At 74.2% G+C, this 19,413-nt stretch carries 17 protein-coding genes and 1 pseudogene; 9 read left to right on the top strand and 9 right to left on the bottom strand.

Annotation, left to right across the window (positions count from 1 at the left end; genetic code table 11):
- Positions 1 to 226: pseudogene (locus ICW40_RS00970) on the top strand (rhamnulokinase); the annotation flags it as partial.
- A gap of 153 nt (positions 227 to 379) precedes the next feature.
- On the opposite strand, the gene ICW40_RS00965 reads toward ICW40_RS00970, so the two are convergent.
- Together ICW40_RS00965 and ICW40_RS00960 are read right to left on the bottom strand one after the other, a co-directional pair.
- Positions 380 to 637, bottom strand: a complete 258-nt coding sequence (locus tag ICW40_RS00965) for a hypothetical protein (protein WP_221651921.1) — start codon at positions 635 to 637, stop codon at positions 380 to 382.
- An 82-nt stretch (positions 638 to 719) separates the two neighbouring features.
- Positions 720 to 1,118 (bottom strand): hypothetical protein, encoded by a 399-nt coding sequence (locus tag ICW40_RS00960; RefSeq protein ID WP_221651920.1) that lies wholly within the window; start codon positions 1,116 to 1,118, stop codon positions 720 to 722.
- 263 nt (positions 1,119 to 1,381) lie between these two features.
- Here ICW40_RS00960 and ICW40_RS00955 point away from each other — a divergent pair, with 263 nt between their 5' ends.
- From ICW40_RS00955 to ICW40_RS00940, 4 genes are all read left to right on the top strand, one after another.
- Positions 1,382 to 2,782 (top strand): sensor histidine kinase, encoded by a 1,401-nt coding sequence (locus ICW40_RS00955; protein WP_308121546.1) that lies wholly within the window; start codon positions 1,382 to 1,384, stop codon positions 2,780 to 2,782.
- The gene (locus ICW40_RS00950) at positions 2,779 to 3,513 is read left to right on the top strand and encodes a response regulator (protein WP_221651919.1); all 735 of its coding nucleotides are present in this window, start codon (positions 2,779 to 2,781) and stop codon (positions 3,511 to 3,513) included. The genes ICW40_RS00955 and ICW40_RS00950 overlap by 4 nt, the downstream gene beginning before the upstream one ends.
- 171 nt (positions 3,514 to 3,684) lie before the next feature.
- Entirely contained in the window at positions 3,685 to 4,650 is a 966-nt protein-coding gene (locus ICW40_RS00945) for an ABC transporter ATP-binding protein (RefSeq protein ID WP_221651918.1), read from the top strand.
- Positions 4,647 to 5,783: an ABC transporter permease gene (locus ICW40_RS00940; RefSeq protein ID WP_221651917.1), complete on the top strand. Its 1,137-nt coding sequence runs from the start codon at positions 4,647 to 4,649 to the stop codon at positions 5,781 to 5,783. The genes ICW40_RS00945 and ICW40_RS00940 overlap by 4 nt, the downstream gene beginning before the upstream one ends.
- Before the next feature lie 90 nt (positions 5,784 to 5,873).
- Here the strand turns inward: ICW40_RS00940 and ICW40_RS00935 are convergent, their stop codons facing one another.
- The 5 genes from ICW40_RS00935 to ICW40_RS00915 form a co-directional block, all read right to left on the bottom strand.
- A complete protein-coding gene (locus ICW40_RS00935) occupies positions 5,874 to 6,311 on the bottom strand; it encodes a hypothetical protein (protein WP_221651916.1) in 438 nt (145 codons plus the stop codon).
- A gap of 184 nt (positions 6,312 to 6,495) precedes the next feature.
- Positions 6,496 to 6,888 (bottom strand): DoxX family protein, encoded by a 393-nt coding sequence (locus ICW40_RS00930; RefSeq protein ID WP_308121545.1) that lies wholly within the window; start codon positions 6,886 to 6,888, stop codon positions 6,496 to 6,498.
- A complete protein-coding gene (locus ICW40_RS00925; RefSeq protein ID WP_221651915.1) occupies positions 6,885 to 7,364 on the bottom strand; it encodes an SRPBCC family protein in 480 nt (159 codons plus the stop codon). Before ICW40_RS00925 ends, ICW40_RS00930 begins: the two co-directional genes overlap by 4 nt.
- 1 nt (position 7,365) lies before the next feature.
- Positions 7,366 to 7,761, bottom strand: a complete 396-nt coding sequence (locus ICW40_RS00920) for an ArsR/SmtB family transcription factor (protein ID WP_221651914.1) — start codon at positions 7,759 to 7,761, stop codon at positions 7,366 to 7,368.
- 136 nt (positions 7,762 to 7,897) lie between these two features.
- Positions 7,898 to 9,277, bottom strand: a complete 1,380-nt coding sequence (locus tag ICW40_RS00915; RefSeq protein ID WP_221651913.1) for a glycoside hydrolase family 5 protein — start codon at positions 9,275 to 9,277, stop codon at positions 7,898 to 7,900.
- 206 nt (positions 9,278 to 9,483) lie between these two features.
- On the opposite strand from ICW40_RS00915, the gene ICW40_RS00910 reads away from it, so the two are divergent.
- The 4 genes from ICW40_RS00910 to ICW40_RS00895 all read left to right on the top strand — a co-directional run bounded on the left by ICW40_RS00910 (position 9,484) and on the right by ICW40_RS00895 (position 16,018).
- Complete coding sequence (locus ICW40_RS00910) at positions 9,484 to 10,488, top strand: LacI family DNA-binding transcriptional regulator (RefSeq protein ID WP_308121543.1); 1,005 nt, start codon at positions 9,484 to 9,486, stop codon at positions 10,486 to 10,488.
- Positions 10,489 to 10,989: 501 nt separating this feature from the next.
- Positions 10,990 to 12,351, top strand: coding sequence for an ABC transporter substrate-binding protein (locus tag ICW40_RS00905; protein ID WP_221651912.1), 1,362 nt, complete (start codon positions 10,990 to 10,992; stop codon positions 12,349 to 12,351).
- Positions 12,352 to 12,399: 48 nt separating this feature from the next.
- Entirely contained in the window at positions 12,400 to 14,571 is a 2,172-nt protein-coding gene (locus ICW40_RS00900; RefSeq protein ID WP_308121542.1) for a hypothetical protein, read from the top strand.
- Positions 14,572 to 14,668: 97 nt separating this feature from the next.
- Entirely contained in the window at positions 14,669 to 16,018 is a 1,350-nt protein-coding gene (locus ICW40_RS00895) for a Gfo/Idh/MocA family protein (RefSeq protein ID WP_221651910.1), read from the top strand.
- Positions 16,019 to 16,289: 271 nt separating this feature from the next.
- On the opposite strand, the gene ICW40_RS00890 is transcribed toward ICW40_RS00895, so the two are convergent.
- On the bottom strand, positions 16,290 to 17,309 hold the full coding sequence (locus tag ICW40_RS00890) for an AEC family transporter (RefSeq protein WP_221651909.1): 1,020 nt from the start codon (positions 17,307 to 17,309) through the stop codon (positions 16,290 to 16,292).
- Positions 17,310 to 17,327: 18 nt separating this feature from the next.
- The coding region (gene recQ / locus ICW40_RS00885; protein WP_374199115.1) for a DNA helicase RecQ at positions 17,328 to 19,413 on the bottom strand (2,086 nt) is incomplete at its 5' end.

The following is a 19,413-nucleotide window of genomic DNA, read 5'->3' as shown; positions in this document are numbered from 1 at the left end:
GCTCACGGCCGACGCGACCGGGCTCCCGGTCGTCGCCGGGCCGGTCGAGGCGGCCGCCCTCGGCAACGTGCTGGTCCAGGCGCGAGGCGCGGGCGTGCTCGAGGGCGACCTCGCGGCGCTCCGCGCCGTCGGCGCGCGCGGGCAGGACCTGGTGCGCTACGAGCCGGGCGACGGCGGCGTCGGCGAGGACCGGTGGGCCGAGGCGGAGGCCCGACTCACCCGCTGAGGTCTCCGTGGACCCGCGGAGTGCCGTGACCGGACACGCCGGCGAGTCGCACGACGGCGCTCCGCACGAGGTCGTCCTGAACGACGGGGCTCCGCACGACGACGCTCCGCACGACGGCGTTCCGCGCGACGGCGGCCCGCACGGGGAGTCGCGTCAGTGGGCGACGGTGAGGTGCGGGCGGACCGCGTGCAGCCCGTGCATCGCGGCGGGCTGCCGCGACGGCGCGAACTCGGGCGCGGGACCGCCGGCGAAGCACTGGCACCGGCCGTCGCGGTGGACGAACCCCGTCGAGGGCCGCGCAGCGCACGGCACGGGGGACGATCCCTCGACCGCTCCGGCGACCAGCGTCAGCGCGGGTCCGGCCGGGGGCGCGAGCGGACCGTGGAACGAGGTCACCGTCATCGCCGACATGCCGTCCTCATCGGCACGCCGGCCGCGGATGTGAACGTCCACATGTGTCGTCCACGTGGAAATCACCCGGGGCGGCGCGCCGTCAGGCCGCGAGCGCAACCTGATCCGTGGCAGCCGGGGCCGGCGCGGCCGCGTCGGTCTCCGCCAGCCGCTCGGGTGCGTCGACCAGCCGCTCGGGTGCGTCGACGGCGGTGGCCGTGACGACGGAAGCGTCGGGCGCCGGTGCGGCGGCGGCGAGGGCGCGTCGTCCGCGCACGAGGACGACGAGGGTCATGATCGCGATAGGCCCGTTGACGACCACGGGGGCGCCGAGCCAGAACGAGCCGATGAGCACGGCGTACGCGAGCCACAGGGCCGAGCCGGCGAGCGAGATCACCTGGGTGCTCAGCGCGATGCCGCGCAGCTCCTCGGGCGTGCGGCGCGCCTTCCAGACGCGGGTGCCCTGCGGGATCCAGAGGAGGAACGAGGTCAGCGAGGCCATCAGTCCGATGGTCTCCGTGGCGGCGTGCATGGTGCTCCGTCGTCCGGCGGGTTCGCCGGCGTGGTGTCGGCCCGCAGGCTGGTGAGCTGTGCGGGTGGGGGTCCGCGTCGCGGGCCCACAGGGTCATCGGCCGGCCCGGCGCGGGCTTGAGGGTGGCGGTGGTCACGCGCACTCGTCGCGCGCCCCGCGCGCGGACCCTGCATGCGCGCTGCATGCGCCCTGCAGGCACCGGAGCGTCGTGACCGGCGACTACGGTGAACGCCGTGGACCGCTCCCTGACCGCCGTGCGCCCCGCCGTCGCCCAGGTCGTGTCGGGTCCGACGCGGACCGGCGCCCCGGCGCTCGACCCGGACGCGCCCGGCTGGCACCGGCCGCCGCCGAGCGCGGACCAGCTGCGCGGCGACGCGCTGCTCGCGGGCGCGCTCCTGGTCGGAGCGGTGCTGAGCATGGCCCTGCTGCGGACCGCGGGCATCTACGACGACCCCGCAGCCGGCTGGGTGTCGGTGCTGTGCCTCGCGGGTGCGACGGTGCCGCTCGCGGTGCGCCGCCGCTGGCCGTCCGCGGTCACCGTCGTCATCTCGGTGGCGTTCGTCGTGGCGGGCGAGCTCATGGTCCCCGAGACGCTCTTCCTCAACATCGCCCTGTTCATGGCGCTGTACACGGTCGGCGCGTGGGACCCGGACCGCCGACGCGCGACCGTCGTCCGCACGGTCGTCGTCGTCGGGATGTTCGCGTGGCTCGTCGTGAGCATCTTCCGCAGCGCCACCGACCCCGAGGCGCTGCCCGGCCTGTCGCGCGCGGGTGCGTTCTCGCCGTTCGTCGCCTACATGCTCATCCAGCTGCTGACGAACGTCCTCTACTTCGCGGGCGCCGCGTGGTTCGGCAACCACGCCTGGGCGTCGGCGCGCGAGCGCGCGCGCACCGCCTACCGCGGACGCCTGCTGCAGCTCGAGCGCCAGGTCGTCGAGCGCCAGGCCGTCACGCTCGAGCGGCTGCGCCTCGCGCGTGAGCTGCACGACGCCGTCGCGCACCACGTCTCGATGATGGGCATCCAGGCGGCGGCCGCCCGGGCGCTGATCGGCACGGACGCGAGCCGCGCCGCGGCCGCGCTCGAGCAGGTCGAGGAGTCGGCGCGGCAGAGCATCGCCGAGCTCCAGGGCGTGCTCGGCACGCTCCGCGAGGCGCCGCGCGAGGGCGTGACGCCGGGCGGCGTCGGGGCGCCGCCCGAGATCGGCTCGCGCGACCACGTGGGCTCGCTCACGGTCGACCGGATCCCCGAGCTCGTCGCGCAGTCCACCGAGGTCGGCCTGCCCGCGACGTTCCAGGTCGTCGGCGACCCGGTGCCGCTGCCACCGCTCGTCTCGCTCAACCTGTACCGGATCGCCCAGGAGGCGCTCACCAACTCCCGCAAGCACGGCGGCGTCGGCGCGCACGCGGACGTCCGCCTGCGCTACCTCGGCGACGCCGTCGAGCTCGAGGTGGCCGACGACGGCGCCGGCGTGCGCCGCGGGGTCGCCGCGTCGTCGGGCCTCGGGCTGCTCGGCATGCGCGAGCGCGTCGCGGCCGACGGCGGCACGCTCGACGCCGGCCCGCGCGGCCGTGGCGGCTTCCTCGTGCGTGCGTACATCCCGCTCGAGGCCCGCACCACCCAGGAGGACCAGTGACCACCGAGGCGACCGACCGCCCCTTCCGCGTGCTGCTCGTGGACGACCAGGAGCTGGTCCGCGCCGGCATCGGCACCATCCTCGGCCTCCAGCCCGACCTCGAGGTGGTCGGCGAGGCGTCGTCCGGCCGGCGCGCCGTCGAGCTCGCGCGCTCGCTCCAGCCCGACGTCATCTGCATGGACGTGCAGATGCCGGACATGGACGGGCTCGAGGCGACGCGCCTGATCACGGCCGACCCGCAGGTGCGTGCAGGAATCCTCATCCTCACCACGTTCCACCGCGACGACTACCTCGCCGAGGCGCTCGAGGCCGGGGCGTCGGGCTTCCTGCTGAAGAACTCGCGACCCGAGCAGCTCGTCGCGGGCGTGCGCGCGGTCGCGGCGGGCGACGCGCTGCTCGCGCCCGAGGTCACGCGCGCCGTCATCGCGCGTGCCGTGCAGGCGCGTCGCGGCGGGGAGGCCGCCGACGAGGAGCGCCCGGCGGCGGGCGGCGGCACTGCGAACGGCGGCACCGACGAGAGCGCCGCAGCCGTCGCGTCCCTCACGGACCGGGAGCGCGAGGTGCTCGTGCTCCTCGCGCACGGGCTGACCAACGACGAGATCGCGGGCGAGCTGTTCCTCGGCCGCGCGACGGTCAAGACGCACGTCTCGAACGTGCTCATGAAGCTGTCGCTGCGCGACCGGGTCCAGGCCGTGGTGTTCGCGTACGAGCACGGCCTCGTGGGCGGCTGAGGGCCGCCCTCGGGCGGAGTGCGCCGCCGCGCGGCGGAGCGTGCGGCCGTCCCTCCACCGCGCGGGGGAGGCGCACGATCAGCCTCGCGCCTGAGCCGCCGTCGGCCGCGGCTGCCTAGCGTTGAGCACGTCGCGGGGTGGCCCCGCGGAACGTGACCCCCAGGGGGAGACATGCTCAGGCTGGACGGCATCCACCGGTCCTTCGGGGACCGGCTCGTGCTCGACGACGTCGGCTTCTCGGTCGAGCGCGGCAAGCTCACGGGCTTCGTCGGCGGAAACGGCGCCGGCAAGACCACGACGATGCGGATCATCCTCGGCGTCCTCTCGTCCGACTCGGGGACCGTCACGCTCGACGGCGCCCCGCTCGGGGACGAGGCCCGCCGGCACTTCGGCTACATGCCCGAGGAGCGCGGCCTCTACCCGAAGATGAAGGCCGCCGAGCAGCTCGCGTACCTCGCCCGGCTGCACGGCTACGACCGCCGCACGGCGGACCGGCGGGCGCGTGACCTGCTCGAGCGGCTCGACCTCGGCGCACGCGCCGACGACGCGCTCGAGGACCTCTCGCTCGGCAACCAGCAGCGCGTGCAGATCGCCGCGGCGCTCGTGCACGAGCCCGAGGTGCTCATCCTCGACGAGCCGTTCTCGGGCCTGGACCCGATGGCGGTCGACACCGTCGTGTCGGTCCTCGCCGAGACCGCCGCGCAGGGCGTGCCCGTGCTCTTCAGCTCGCACCAGCTCGACGTCGTCGAGCGGCTGTGCGACGACGTCGTCGTCATCGCCGGCGGCCGGATCCGCGCCGCCGGTCCGCGCGACGAGCTGCGTGAGTCGTTCGCCGAGCCGCGCTACGTCATCGACTCGGGCGGCGACATGGGCTGGCTGCGCACGGAGCCCGGCGTGAGCGTCGTCGAGTTCGACGGCGGCTGGGCGCTCTTCGACGCCGACGAGGCCGCTGCGCAGCGCGTGCTGCGCACCGCGCTCGACCAGGCGCCCGTGCGCAAGTTCGCACCCGTGCGCCCCACCCTCGCGGAGATCTTCCGCGACATCGTCCGCGACGAGGTCGAGGGCGACGACGACAGCACCGGGGCCGGCGGCACGCCGTCCGGCACCACCCGCACCGAGAGCGAGGCCGTCCGATGAGCACCCCGACCCCCAGCCCCGCCCGCACCACGGCCGACGGCCGCCCGCGCCCGCCCGTGCCCGGCGTCGTGCCTGCGACGCTCATGGTCGCCGAGCGCGAGATCCTCACCCAGGTCCGCAGCAAGTCGTTCCTCATCTCGACCGGCGTGCTGCTGCTCGCGGTGCTCGCGTCCATCGTGCTCGGGTCCGTCTTCGCGGGCCGCAGCGAGCCGACGCGCGTCGCCGTCGTGCCCGCGACGGCCGACGTCGTCCGCGGCATCGAGACGCTCGAGGGCGTCCCGGTCGAGAACGCGCAGGAGGCGCGCGAGCTCGTCGAGTCCGAGGAGGTCGCGGCCGCGGTCCTCACCGACGACAACCCGACCGGCTACACGGTCGTCGCGCTCACCGAGGCGCCCGGCGAGGTCATGGGCGCGCTGTCCGTGGTGCCGGAGGTCGAGCTGCTCGAGGAGGCCGAGACGGACGAAGGCCTGCGCTACCTCGTGTCCTTCGGGTTCGGGCTCGTGTTCATGATGGCCGCGATGACGTTCGGCTCGACGATCGCGCAGAACACCGTGCAGGAGAAGCAGTCCCGCGTCGTGGAGATCCTGCTGTCGACCGTCCCGGCCCGCGCACTGCTCGCCGGCAAGATCCTCGGCAACAGCGCGCTCGCGCTCGGCCAGACGGCGGCGCTCGCCGCGGTCGCCGTCATCGGCACGGTCGCGACGGGTCAGGACGAGCTGCTCAGCGCCCTGGGCGGACCGATCGCGTGGTTCATCATCTTCTTCATCCTGGGCTTCGTGCTCCTCGCGGCGGTGTTCGCCTCGAGCGCGTCGCTCGTCTCGCGGATCGAGGACACCGGCCCGGTGCTCTCGCCCGTGATGATGCTGACCATGGCGCCGTACTTCGTCATCGTCTTCTTCAACGACAACCCGCTCGTGCTGACGATCGCCTCGTACGTGCCGTTCAGCGCCCCGGTCGCGATGCCGGTGCGGCTCTTCCTCGGCGAGGCCGCGTGGTGGGAGCCGCTCGCGTCGCTCCTGCTGCTCGCGATCGCCTGCGTGGGTGTCATCGCGCTCGGCGCGCGGATCTACTCCCGCTCGCTGCTGCGGTTCAGCGGCCGCGTCCGCCTCAAGGAGGCGCTGGGCGACGCCTGACCCGCACGACGACGACGCCCCGCTCCCGGCTCAGGCCGAGGGCGGGGCGTCGTCGTGCGCGGGAAGTCGTCGTGCGAGGGAAGGGGTGCGTCAGGCCGGGACGACGGGCACCACGGTGGCGAGGCGGACCTCGACCGGCCCGGCGATCGCCACCGGCGGGTGGCCGTCGCGGCCCGCGAGGGCCGTCCAGCGGACGTCGACCGTGCGGCGGGAGCCGGCGCCGTCGAGCGCCGCGAGGTGCGCGCCGCGCAGGTGCACGCAGACCGGGCCGTCCACGGCCAGACCGTGCTCCACCTGGAGGAACGCCGCGACGGCGTCTCCGACGCGACCACGGCGGACGACCTCGCGCTCGTGCTGGCGCTTCACGACGACCGACGCGACCCAGGCGGCCGCGAGGATCGCCACGACCGAGAGCCCGTCGGACTGGACGCCCACGGCGGCGACCACCAGCGCTGCCACCAGCAGCGGGAGCAGACTCCGCCGGCGCGGCTCGTCCTCGATGGTGGCCAGTGCGGCGGCGAGGTCCATGGGGGGCTCCGATCGGTGACGACGCGGTGTGCGACCTTCACCTCATCGGCCCGACGCGTGACCGGCCTGAGAGAGTTCACCCTCTGCCGGTCCCGCACGTGCCCCGTCGCACGCGGTCACCGTAACCGCCGTCGGCCGTCCTGGACAGGGGAAGTGCCCGGGTTTGGACGGTTCCGCCCGGCCGTCAGGCCGGTGGGCGCCGGCGTCGCCGCACGACGACGACCACGGCCGCGGTCACCATGAGCGCGGCGGACATCGCCGGGTCGGCGTGGAGCACCGCGAGGTTGGTGATCGTGGCGCCGAGCAGCAGGAGCGCCAGCCCTGCGGCCGCCCAGGTGGCGAGCCGGGGGACGAGCAGGCCGACGGCCCCGGCGACCTCCAGCGCCCCGACGACGACGCGGAACCACTGACCCGCGCCGATGTCGTCGAACATCTGGACCATCACCGGGTCGGCCGCGAGCTTCATCGCCCCGCCGCTGCCGATCACGAACGCGAGGACGACCTGCACCGCCCAGAGGGCGACGGTGACCGCGCGGTGCGGGCGCGTGCGGGCGGCCTCGGCCGCGACGGCGTTCACGACGCCAGGAGGTCGTCGAGGCGCTCGAAGCCCTCGCGGACCCCGTGCTCCATGCCGCTCGCGACGATCTGGTCGCGGGTCTCGAACGAGTCGACGAGCGTGGTCACGGTGAGCCTCGTCCGGTCACCCTCGAGCCGCTCGAAGGTGTACCGCTCGAGCGCGACCCCGTCGGGGAAGGCGTCGAGGCTGAACGTCTGGACGATGCTCTCGGGCGCGCGGACCTCGTGGAAGCAGCCCTGTGCGCCCATCTCCTGACCCTCGCTCACGTGCACGCAGCGGTAGGTGCCGCCCGTGGTCGCGTCGAACTGCTCGTAGCGCGTCTCCGTGCCGCGGGGCCCGAACCACTGCACGAGGAGGTCCGGGTCGGTGTGGGCGCGGAACACCTTCTCGGGCGGTGCGTCGAACTCCCGCACGACGCGGACGAGCGGGACGTCCGGGTCGGCGGTGACGGTGGTCTCGCGGGTGGTCGTGGTCATGTCAGTGCTCCTGCGGGCTCGTGGAAGCGGTCGCCGTCGTCCCCGTGGGACCGGCGGGAGGTGCACCCGGCTCGTCGTCGGGCATGGCCGCCAGGACGTCGTCGAGGCGGCGGTAGCGCTCCTCGGCCTGCTGCCGGTAGCGCTCGATCCACTTCGTCATGAGGTCGAAGACCTCCGCCTCGAGGTGGACGGGAGGCCGGCCCGCGGTCGCGGGCCGGGTGACGAGCCCTGCGTCCTCGAGCACGCGCACGTGCTTCGAGACCGCCTGGACGCTCACGTCGTAGGGCTCGGCGAGCTCACCGACGGTCGCGTCGGCGAGGGTGAGGCGGGCGACCATGTCCCGCCGGGTCGGGTCGGCGAGTGCCGCGAAGACCCGGGAGAGCTGGTCGGCCGCCATGCGTGGTTCCAATCGTCAACCGTTCGGTTGAGATGGACGCTACGCCGCGCAGGGCGGCTCGTCAACCATTCGGTTGAAATACGCGCCGGCGCCGGACGCCCGCCGTGCCGGTGAGGGCGGGCGGCCCGGCGTCGCCTCAGAGGAGGTGGCCGCGCAGCACCGCGCTCAGGCGCTCCCGCTCGATGCAGTTGTCGAACGCGAAGGACCGAGCGAGCTCGGCGGCGCCGTCGGCGCTCAGGCCGGTGAAGCAGCGCGCGTACTCGTCGACCAGCGGCTCGGCGAGCAGGATGTGCCGCACGAGCACGTTGACCCACTGGCGCGCGCCCCACGGGTAGGGGTCGAAGTCGGGGAACTCGCGCGCGAAGAGCGCCTCGATCGGGTCGAGGACGTCGCGCGTGTGCGCGTCGCTGCCGCCCCACGAGTCGGTGCCGAGCCGGTTCTTCTTCTCGAGCGCCGGCCGGATGCGCTCCATGTACGGCGACGCGGGATCCGTCGTGACGAGCCCCTGGCTGCCGACGTCCTTGTAGGTCCACAGGCTCCAGCTCGCGCCGTGCTCGCGGTAGATGTCGAGCTGGTCCTGCAGCAGCCGGTAGGCGCCGTCGACGCGCTCGGCGTCGCCCGTGTAGATGGGGCCGAACTCGCCGACCCAGATCGGCGTGCCGGTGGCGCGCATGACCTCGGTGCGGCGCAGGAAGGTCGCCTCGACGGTCGCTCGGTCGAAGTGCTGGCCGCGCGTCTCGCCCGGGTAGCGGCTCACGGCGGCGATGCCCGGGAGGGCGTAGTCGTGCGCGGTCCAGACGGTGTTGTCGAACGGCTCGGCGAACATCGAGAAGTCGGTCGAGTACCGGTTGCCGTCCAGGAACAGCACGTGGTGCGGGTCGACCGCGCGGATCGCGCGCTCGAGGCGCGCGTAGAACGGGCCGATCTTCTCGCCCGTGACGTCGGACGGCTCGTTGAGCGGGTTGTAGCCGGCCACCCACGGCTCGTCCTTGAACCGGTCCGCCAGCACCTCCCACAGGTGCACGACGCGGTCCTGGAAGTGCCGGTGGTTCCAGAACTCGGCGAAGTGCGTCGGGTTGTCGGAGTGCCAGTGCTGGTTCTGACGCCCCGGCGCGGCGTGCAGGTCGAGGATCGACCAGATGCCGTGGCGGCCGAGCGTGTGCACGACGCGCTCGAGCCGTGCCAGCCCGCTCTCCTTGATCTCGAACGGCGCGTCGTCGTCCTCGAGGTGGAAGTACGAGAACGGGATGCGCACGGCGTTCATCCCGAGCGACGCGAGGTGCGCGGCGTCGGCGTCGGCGAAGAACTCGTCGAGGAACGTCTCGAAGAACGCCTCGGACGCCTCCGGGCCGAGCACGCGGCCGACGGCGCGCCGCATCTGCGACTCGCTCGCGGGGTACCCGGTGATGAAGTTCTCCATCGTCATCCAGCCGCCGAGGCCGACGCCACGGAGGAGGACGGTCCGCCCGTCGCCGTCGACCAGGCGCGTGCCGTCCACCCGGATGTGCTGCTGCATGCGTCCTCCACGTCGAGGTGCCGGTCCGTCGGGAACGTCGCTGCACGGCGAGGGCCGAGCGCGCGAGCGGTAACCGGTTACCGTGACCCTAGGCGCGCCGGTCGGGGGTGTCCAGCGGCCGGTGCCACACTGGTGCCGCTCACGCGCCGACGGCTTCGCCGGGTGCACGAGCTCGATCGGCGCCGAGAGGCCCGGAAGGAGGCGCGGTGTCCGCGACGATGCGCGACGTCGCCCGCGTGGCGGGCGTCTCGGTCAAGACCGTCTCCAACGTGGTGAACGACTTCCCCTACGTGAGCGAGGCGACGCGCCGCCGGGTCCGCGCGGCGATCGACCAGCTCGGCTACCAGATGAACTTCTCGGCCCGGAACCTCAGCCTCGGGCGCACGGGCATGGTCACGCTCGCGGTGCCGGAGCTGAGCCTGCCGTACTTCGCGGAGCTGTCCGACGAGATCATCGACGCGGCCGCGGCGCGCGGGTACACCGTGCTCATCGAGCAGACGGGCGGGCTGCGGCAGCGCGAGATGGAGGTGCTCTTCAGCGCCCGGCGGCGGATGACGGACGGCCTGATCTTCTCGCCGCTCGCGCTGCGCGGCGGTGACGCGTCGGCGCTCGAGGTCGACTTCCCGATCGTGCTGCTCGGCGAGCGCGCGCTGCACAGCCAGGTGCCGCACGTGGCGATGGCGAACGTCGACGGCGCCCGGGCGGTGACCGAGCACCTGCTCGCCCAGGGCCGGCGGCGCATCGCCGTCGTGGGCGGCTTCGACGAGTCCGGCACGGGGGCCGGGTCGCTGCGCACGGCGGGCGTGCGCGCCGCGCTCGCCGAGGCGGGGCTGGCGCTCGACGACGCGCTCGTCGGCCACGCCGCGACCTGGACGCGGGGCACGGGCGCCGACGCGATGAGGTCGCTGCTCGAGCGCGGGCGGCCGTTCGACGCCGTCGTGGGGCTCAACGACGTCCTTGCGCTGGGCGCGATGCGCGTGCTCTACGAGCGCGGCGTCGGCGTGCCGGACGACGTCGCCGTCGTCGGCTTCGACGACATCGAGGAGGCGCGCTTCTCGCGCCCCAGCCTGACGACCGTCGACCCGGGCCGGACCCAGATCGCCCGGACCGCGGTCGAGCTGCTGCTCGAGCGGCTCGACGGCGGAACGTCCCGTGCGGTCGAGGTCGTTGCCGACCACCGCCTGGTCCCGCGCGAGTCCACCGGCGCCTGACGGGGGCCCCAGCCGCACCCGCGCCCCGCGCCGCGGACGCCGCCGAGCTCGCTGACCCCCGCGTCGGCCGTCCGCCCCGATGCCGCCGGGCGAACATCCGTGCACGTGGAGGCGTTGCCTACTCATCCAGGTGCACGGCCGCTCGCGTTCGAACATCCGGACACCGGGTGGGGGAGGGCCCGCTCGCGTCCGAACATCTGGACGCTGGGTGGGGAGGGCCGGACACCGGTGGGAGCGGGAGGGCCGGACGCCGGTGGCGCTTGGGCACCGCGGACCCGGGCCATGGGCCGCGGGTGGGGCCTTGACCCGGTGCGGGGGGTGTGGTGTTCTTACACCGGTGTAAACGCCAGCCGGATCGGCGCGGCCCCATCGGATTCGTGGTGGTGGACGACGTCGGCCCTCGGCGGGATGAATCGATTCAGGGCACACTGGAAGCACGAACCGCACGCCCTTCGGGACGGGCGGCGCGACCGCCGCAAGGACGCGGCAGGGAGGACGACGATGCGATCCACACGAGGGAACGCCCGGCGGAGCGGCCTGGTCCGCGGCCTGGGTGCCGGCCTGACGGCGGGGGCCCTGCTGCTCACCGCCGCGTGCGGCCAGGGCGACTCGGGCGCGGCCGAGGGCGCGGACGAGCCCGAGGAGTCGGCCGAGGCCTACGACCCCGACGAGGAGGTGACGATCCGCTTCGTCTGGTGGGGCAACGAGGAGCGCGCCGCGATGACCAACGCCGCGGTCGACGCCTTCGAGGAGGCCAACCCGAACATCACGGTCGAGACGGAGTCCGTGGACTTCAACTCCTACTTCGACCGCCTCGCCACCGCGGTCGCCGCGGGCGACGAGCCGGACGTCATCACGATGGGCGGCGCCTACCCGCGCGAGTACGGCGACCGCGGCGTGCTGCTCGACCTTGAGACGGTCTCGGACCACCTCGACCTGGCGGCGCTCGACGAGGGTGCGCTGTCCAACGGCTTCTTCAGCGACACCCAGTACGGCGTGCCGACGGGCGTCAACACGTTCGGGCTCGTCGTCAACCCCGCCGTGTTCGAGGCCGCGGGCGTCGAGCTGCCCGACGACGAGACGTGGGACTGGGACGACTTCGCCGACATCGCCGCCGAGATCTCCGCGAACACGCCCGACGGCACCTACGGCGCGGAGGACCCGACGTCGCCCGACGTCCTCGACCTCTACGCCAACCAGCACACGGGCGAGGGCCTCTACGACGAGGACGGCGTCGTCATCGAGCCCGACGTCGTCACGCAGTGGTTCGAGATGACGAGCGGCCTCATGGAGTCGGGCGCCACGCCTGACGCCGCCCTCACCGCCGAGCTCGCCGGCCAGCCCGCGCCCGAGCAGACGCTCATCGGCCGCGGCCTCGCCGCGATGAAGTTCGGCTGGTCGAACCTGCTCACCGCGTACAGCACCGCGGCCGGCCAGGACATGATCATGCTGCTGCCGCCCGGCGAGTCGAACCACGAGGGTCCGGGCACCTGGCTCCAGGCGTCGCAGCTCTACACGATCAGCGCCAACTCCGAGCACCCGGAGGCGGCGGCGAAGCTCGTCGACTTCCTCGTGAACTCCACGGAGGCCGCCGACTTCATCGGCGCCAACCGCGGCATCCCGGCCAACCCGGCGATCCGCGAGCACCTCTCGGCCGACCTCACGCCCGTGCAGCAGACGGAGTACGACTTCATCGAGCGCATGTCGGAGCACGTCGACGGCCACTTCGTCATCGGCCCGACGGGGTCGACGGAGAGCGTCGGCATCCTCACCCGGCTCAACGACGGCGTGCTGTTCGGCCAGCTCACGCCGGAGCAGGCCGGCGAGCAGTTCGTGAACGAGCTGACGACGGCGACGTCCTGACGGGATGACGGACGAGTGACGACGGAGCGGGGAGGGGGATCGGTGCGCGTGGACCGCGAGGCCGTGGTGCGCAGGCACGCGGTGCGGATGACGGGCATCGACCCCACCTCCCCGCTCTCCGTCGGCAACGGGGAGGTGTGCTGGACCGTGGACGTCACGGGCCTGCAGACGCTCCCCGACCAGTACCCCGTGACGGACCCGGGAGGTGGTGCTCCCGGGACGTTGCTGGGCACGCAGTCGCAGTGGGCATGGCACAGCACCCCACGGCCGGACGGCGTGGACCTCGCGGCGACGCGACGGCCCTACCGGACGTCCCGGGGCGAGGTGCCGTACGTCGACGCGCGTCCGATGCACGGCTCGGACGACTCCTCGCTCGACGAGTCCGCCCGCTGGCTGCGCGCCAACCCCCACCGGCTGGACCTCGTGCGGATCGGCCTGGTGAACCGGCCCGCGCACGGTGCCTCCGGTGGGGACGGCGAGGGTGCGCTCGGGGGTCCCGGCACGGGTGGGCCGGGGCCCTGGAGCGCACCCTCGCCGGCACGGCTCGGCCCGTGCCGCCAGGAGCTCGACCTGTGGACGGGCGTCATCGAGAGCGACGTGACGCTGGGCGCCCGGCACCTGACGACGGCGTGCCACCCCGAGCGCGACGCCCTCGCGGTCCGCATGGCCCCGGGCGGGACGACGGCCCCGGACCACGCCTCGCTCGGCGAGCCGGTCGACCTCGGCATCCGGCTCGCGTTCCCCTACGGGTCCGAGTCGTGGAGCAACGCGGCGGACTGGACCCGGCCCGACGCGCACGTGACCGCCGTCGAGCGCCGGCCCGACGGCGCCGTCGTGCGCCGGTTCTTCGACGGTGCCGACGACCCGACCTACGTCGTCCGGCTGTGGACGACGGCGCACGTCGAGGCGAGCGGGCACGAGGTCGTCGTCCACACCGACGGCGTGCTGGACCTCGTCGTCGAGGTGCTGCCGCCCGACCGCGCGCCCGGAGCGCTCGACGACGCGCTCGACGTCGACGCCGTCCTGGCCGCGACGCGCGCGCACTGGCCCGCCTTCTGGCAGCGCGGGGCCGCGCTCGACCTGGCCGGGAGCACCGACCCGCGCGCCGCCGAGCTCGAGCGGCGCGTCGTCCTCTCCCAGTACCTCACCGCCATCCAGTGCGCGGGCTCCATGCCGCCGCAGGAGACGGGCCTGACGTGCAACAGCTGGCGCGGGCGGTTCCACCTCGAGATGCACTGGTGGCACGGCGCGCACTTCCCGATGTGGGGCCGGCCGGACCTGCTCGAACGGAGCATGGGCTGGTACGAGCGCACCCTGCCCGCCGCGCAGCAGACGGCGAAGCTCCAGGGGTACGACGGCGCCCGGTGGCCCAAGCAGGTCGCCCCGGACGGGCAGGAGAGCCCGAGCCACATCGGTCCCTTCCTGCTCTGGCAGCAGCCCCACGTCATCCACCTCGCCGAGCTGCTGCGCCGCGCCGCGCCGCCCGAGGCGCGCGCCGACGTCGCCGCCCGCTACGCCGACCTCGTCGACCAGACGGCGCGCTTCATGGCCGACGTCGTCGAGCCCACCCCCGACGGGTTCGCGCTCGGCCCGCCGCTCGTCCCGGCCCAAGAGTCCTACGCGCACCTGCGGGACCGCGCGACCAACCCGCCGTTCGAGCTCGCGCAGTGGGCGTGGGCGCTGGGCGTCGCCCAGCAGTGGCGCGCGCACGTGGGCCTCGCGCCGGAGCCGCGCTGGTCCGAGGTCGCAGAGGGGATGGTGCGTCCGCTCGTGCGGGACGGCGTCTACCCGGCGATCGGCGTCGAGCCGTTCACGATCCGCGAGGACCACCCGTCGATGGTCTACGGCCTCGGCGTCGTGCCCGAGACCGGCCTGCTCGACCGCGACGTCGTGCGCACCACGCTCGCCGCCGCGCTCGCCGACTGGGACTGGCCGAGCACGTGGGGCTGGGACTACCCGGCGCTCGCGATGACGGCGACGCGCCTCGGGGACCCGCAGGCCGCCGTCGACGCGCTGCTCATGGACCTGCCGAAGAACACGTCCCTGCCCAACGGCCACAACCGGCAGACCGACCACCTGCCCCTCTACCTGCCGGGCAACGGCGGCCTGCTCGCGGCGGTCGCGCTCATGGTCGCGGGCTGGGACGGCGCCGAGCGCGAGACACCCGGGTTCCCCGACGGCTGGACCGTCCGGCACGAGGGGTTCGCCGCGCTGCCCTGACGCCCGGCCGGACCCCCACGACCACCGCCCCACGTCGGGCGGACGACCGCAGGCGGCGCCGACACCACGCGGCCCGCCGCGAACCACGAGGAGACACATGCAGCACGAGCAGGCCGGACCCGCCCGGCGTCGCTACGCGGTGGTCGGGACCGGCGCCCGGTCCCAGATGTACGTCGAGGCGCTCGTCGGTGACCACGCCGAGGTCGGCGAGCTCGTCGCGTGGTGCGAGCCCAACCCGGCGCGCGCGGACTTCGCGGACTCGCTCGTCCGGCGCGCGGGACGGACCGAGATGCCCCGGCGGTACGGCGTCGCGGACCTCGAGCGGATGATCGCCGAGGAGCGGCTCGACGCCGTCGTCGTCACGAGCCCGGACTGGACGCATGCCGAGATGACCTCGCGCGCGCTGCTCGCGGGGGCCGACGTCGTCCTCGAGAAGCCGCTCACGACGACGGCCGAGGGGTGCCGCCGGATCGTCGACGCGGTCGAGGAGTCGGGCCGGTCGATCGTCATGACGTTCAACTACCGCTACTCACCGCGCAACGCCGCGCTCAAGGAGGTCATCGCGTCGGGCCGCATCGGCCGCGTGACGTCGGTGCACTTCGAGTGGGTCCTCGACACGATGCACGGCGCCGACTACTTCCGCCGGTGGCACCGCGAGAAGGAGCACTCCGCGGGCCTCGCGGTGCACAAGGCGACGCACCACTTCGACCTCATGAACTGGTGGCTCGACGACGTGCCGGCCTGGGTCGTCGCGTCGGGGGCGCTGAAGTTCTACGGGGACGCCAACGCGACCGAGCGCGGGCTCGGCGAGCGGCCGCCGCGCGGCACGGTGGACCCGCCGAGCACGGACTTCTTCGCGCTCGATCTGCGCAACGACCCCAAGCTCAAGGCGCTCTACTGGGACGCCGAGCAGCACGACGGCTACCTGCGCGACCGCGACGTCTTCGCACCCGGCATCACGATCGAGGACAACATCTCGGCGCTCGTCGGCTACCAGGGCGGGCCGGTGATGAGCTACTCGCTCAACGCCCACAGCCCGTGGGAGGGGTACCGCGTCAGCGTCAACGGCACCGAGGGGCGCGCCGAGCTCGAGGTCGTCGAGCGCGCGGCCGTGCTGCCGGGCCCCGACGGGCGGCTCGTGCTCGACGCGAGTTCCGTGGTCGACGACACCGCCGACAGCGACGTCCGTCGGCACGGCGAGCGGCTCACGGTCCAGCGTCACTGGGAGAAGGCCGAGCCGGTCGAGATCGTGAACCAGCGCGGCGGTCACGGCGGCGGCGATGCGCTCCTGCTGCACGACGTGTTCCGCGGGACGGGCCCCGACCCGCTCGGCCGGCGCGCGGGCTACCTCGACGGCATCCGCTCGGTCGCCGTCGGCCTCGCGGCGAACATCTCCATGGCGGAGGACCGTCGGGTCGACATCACGGAGCTCGGCCTGACCCTCTGACCACGAAGCTGGCCCGACCCCCTGACCCTCGCGATCGTCCCGCCCCCGACATCCCTCGCATGTACCCCGATGTGTTCGGACGTGCGGAGCGTCGTCACCGACACGCGCGGCGTGTTGTCCCACTACGCTCCGCACGTGCGCTGGCCGACGTCGCGTACGCCGATGTGCGGAGCGCTGTCACCGACACGCGCGGCGTGTCGCCCCACGACGCTCCGCACATCCGGGAGGAGGGAGGTGGGTGGGGTCCGTGGGGTCCGGGGGGTGGGTCGCGTCACGTGAGGAGGGTGGCGATGGCCAGGAGGACCGGGACGGCCAGGAGGGTCGTCGCCAGGCCGGCGTCGCGGGCCAGGGGGCGGCTGCGGTCGTACTGGACGGCGTAGACGAGCACGTTCTGCGCCGTCGGCAGCGCAGCCATCGCGACGACGGCGAGCAGCTCACCGCCGTCCAGCCCGAGCGCCCGCCCGAGCAGCGCGGCGAGGAGCGGGTGGACCACGGACCGCAGGACGACCACGAGCACGAGCTCGCGCGGACGGCTCCGGTCGGCGCGGTTGCGGCCGAGCCCGACGAGCGACATGCCGAACGTGAGCAGCGCGAGCGGCGCGGCCGCGGCGCCGATGAGGCGGAACGGCTCCAGCACGACGTCGGGCACGTCCCACGGCAGCACGGACAGCACCACGCCCGTGAGGGCGCCGATGATGATCGGGTTCCGCAGCGTGCGCCCGACCACGCGGCGGGTGCGCCCCACGACGCCGGCGCGCGCATGGCCGACCTCGATGTCCGCCGCGTCCGCGACCAGGTCGGCGTCGTCCTCGCCCGCCGCGACCTCGGCCGCTGACGCCCGCCGGCGGTCGGCGTCCGCGTCGAGGATCGTGAAGGCGACGGGCGCGAGCACGAGCAGCTGGAGCAGCAGCGTCGGCACGACGGCGACCGCGTCGCCCAGCAGGTAGACCGCGATCGGGATCCCGAGGTTGCCCGCGTTGACGTACGACGCGGCGAGCGTGCCGATGGTCGCCTCGCCGGCCGGCCGCCGCCACGCGACCCGCAGCACGAGGGCCGCGACGACGACGACGGCGAGCGTGCTCGCCGCGATGACGAGCGCGGTCCGCGAGAGCAGCAGCCCGAGGTCCGCCCGCGCGATCGTCACCGCGAGCAGGCTGGGTGCGGCGATGACGAACACCGCGCGCGCGAGCACCTGCTCGGCATGCGGCCCGAGCGCGCGCCAGCGCGCGAGCAGCCACCCGACGAGCGCGATCGCGGCCATCGTGCCGAGCGCGGTGAGGACCGCAGACATCAGCGCGCCATCAGCCGGTCACCCGAGCGGCAGGCGGTCGGCCGGCGCGCCCTGCCCGACGTCGTTCTGCCCGGTGTCGTTCTGCCCGGTGTCGTCCTGCCCGACGTCGTCCTGCCCGACGTCGTCCTGCCCGACGTCGTCCTGCTCAGCGTCGCCGTGCTCGGCGTCGTCCTGCCTCGCGTCGTCCCGCCCCCGGTCGACCTGCCCGGCGTCGTCGCCGCCGAGCGCGACGAGGAGCTGCGGGCCGTACCGCTCGAGCTTGGCCCGCCCGACGCCGCTCACGCTGCCGAGCTCGTCGAGCGTGCGCGGCAGGCGCGCGGCGATCTCCCGCAGCGTGGCGTCGTGGAAGACGACGTACGCCGGGACGCCCTGCTCCTTCGCCGTCGCGGCGCGCCAGGCCCGCAGCAGCTCGAAGACGTCGTTCCCCGCGGCGCTCAGCTCAGGACCCGTGACGGCGGCGGACGCCTTGCGGCCGGACCGCGTCCGCGCCGCGCGGGCCGCCTCGCGCCGCAGCGGCACCTGCCGCGCGCCGCGCAGCACCTCCGCACCGGCGTCCGTGAGCCGCAGCGTGCCGTACCCGTCGCCGTCGACCGCGAGCAGGCCCTGGGCGAGGACCTGCCGCACGACGCCGCGCCAGTCCGGCTCGGACAGGTCGGTGCCGACGCCGAAGACGCTGAGCGCCGTGTGCCCGAGCTGCTGCACGCGCGGCGTCTCGCGCCCGAGCAGGATGTCGACGAGGTGCCCGGCGCCGTAGCGCTGCCCGCGCTGGTCGAGGCGGACGACGGTCGAGAGCAGCTTCTGCGCGGCGACCGTCCCGTCCCACGTCTGCGGCGGGGACAGGCACGTGTCGCAGTTGCCGCACGGCTCGGACGTCTGGCCGAAGTACGCGAGCAGCTGCACGCGCCGGCACGAGACGGTCTCGCACAGCGCGAGCATCGCGTCGAGGTGTGCGCTCAGCCGGCGCTTGTGGGCGGCGTCGCCCTCCGACGTGTCGATCATGCGGCGCTGCTGGACGACGTCCTGCAGCCCGTAGGCGAGCCACGCCGTCGACGGCAGGCCGTCGCGTCCGGCGCGGCCGGTCTCCTGGTAGTAGCCCTCGACGGACTTGGGCAGGTCGAGGTGCGCCACGAACCGCACGTCGGGCTTGTCGATGCCCATGCCGAACGCGATGGTCGCGACCATGACGAGGCCGTCCTCGCGCAGGAACCGCGACTGGTTCGCGGCGCGCACGCGCCGGTCGAGACCTGCGTGGTACGGCAGCGCGGTGATGCCCTGCGCCGTGAGGAACTCGGCCGTCTGCTCGACCGACGCCCGGCTCAGGCAGTAGACGATGCCGGCGTCGCCCGCGTGCTCGGTCCGCAGCAGGTCGAGCAGCTGCTGGCGCGGGCTCGCCTTGGGGACGATGCGGTACTGGATGTTGGGCCGGTCGAAGCTCGCGACGAAGTGCCTGGCGCCCGACTCCTCGCGCAGGTCGAGGCGCTGCGCGATCTCGGCGTGGGTCGCCTCGGTCGCCGTCGCCGTGAGCGCGATGCGCGGGACCGACGGCCAGCGCTCGTGCAGCACCGAGAGCTGCAGGTAGTCGGGCCGGAAGTCGTGGCCCCACTGGGACACGCAGTGGGCCTCGTCGATCGCGAACAGCGCGATCTCGCCGCGGTCGAGCAGCTCGAGGGTCGACGACGCGCGCAGGCGCTCGGGCGCGAGGTAGAGCAGGTCCAGCTCGCCCGAGACGTAGGCGCGCTCGACGTCGCGGCGCTGCGCCGGGTCCTGCGTCGAGTTGAGGAAGCCCGCGCGCACGCCGGCGGCCGACAGCGCGTCCACCTGGTCCTGCATGAGCGCGATGAGCGGCGAGACGACGACGCCTGTGCCGGGCCGGACGAGCGCCGGCACCTGGTAGCAGAGGGACTTGCCCGAGCCGGTCGGCATGAGCACGAGGGCGTCCCCGCCCGCGACGACCGTGTCGATGATGGCCGCCTGCTCACCGCGGAAGCTCTCGTAGCCCCACACCTCGCGCAGCACGTCGAGCGGCGCGGGCGCCGGCCCGACCCGCTCGGCGACGCGGCGTGCGCCGACGCGCGGCGCGGGGGCCGAGGCCTCGGCCTGTGCC

The organism is Actinotalea ferrariae (genome assembly GCF_019733465.1).
Lineage (GTDB): Bacteria > Actinomycetota > Actinomycetes > Actinomycetales > Cellulomonadaceae > Actinotalea > Actinotalea ferrariae_A.
The sequence above is the reverse complement of the archived record's forward strand: the minus strand, read 5'-3'. Positions and strand labels throughout refer to the sequence as shown.

Bases quoted from the DNA above. Each gene is read 5' to 3' on its own strand.
- ICW40_RS00965 (WP_221651921.1), bottom strand. From the start codon at position 637: ATGTCGGCGATGACGGTGACCTCGTTCCACGGTCCGCTCGCGCCCCCG.
- ICW40_RS00960 (WP_221651920.1), bottom strand. From the start codon at position 1,118: ATGGCCTCGCTGACCTCGTTCCTCCTCTGGATCCCGCAGGGCACCCGC.
- ICW40_RS00945 (WP_221651918.1), top strand. From the start codon at position 3,685: ATGCTCAGGCTGGACGGCATCCACCGGTCCTTCGGGGACCGGCTCGTG.
- ICW40_RS00940 (WP_221651917.1), top strand. From the start codon at position 4,647: ATGAGCACCCCGACCCCCAGCCCCGCCCGCACCACGGCCGACGGCCGC.
- ICW40_RS00935 (WP_221651916.1), bottom strand. From the start codon at position 6,311: ATGGACCTCGCCGCCGCACTGGCCACCATCGAGGACGAGCCGCGCCGG.
- ICW40_RS00925 (WP_221651915.1), bottom strand. From the start codon at position 7,364: ATGACCACGACCACCCGCGAGACCACCGTCACCGCCGACCCGGACGTC.
- ICW40_RS00920 (WP_221651914.1), bottom strand. From the start codon at position 7,761: ATGGCGGCCGACCAGCTCTCCCGGGTCTTCGCGGCACTCGCCGACCCG.
- ICW40_RS00915 (WP_221651913.1), bottom strand. From the start codon at position 9,277: ATGCAGCAGCACATCCGGGTGGACGGCACGCGCCTGGTCGACGGCGAC.
- ICW40_RS00905 (WP_221651912.1), top strand. From the start codon at position 10,990: ATGCGATCCACACGAGGGAACGCCCGGCGGAGCGGCCTGGTCCGCGGC.
- ICW40_RS00895 (WP_221651910.1), top strand. From the start codon at position 14,669: ATGCAGCACGAGCAGGCCGGACCCGCCCGGCGTCGCTACGCGGTGGTC.
- ICW40_RS00890 (WP_221651909.1), bottom strand. From the start codon at position 17,309: ATGTCTGCGGTCCTCACCGCGCTCGGCACGATGGCCGCGATCGCGCTC.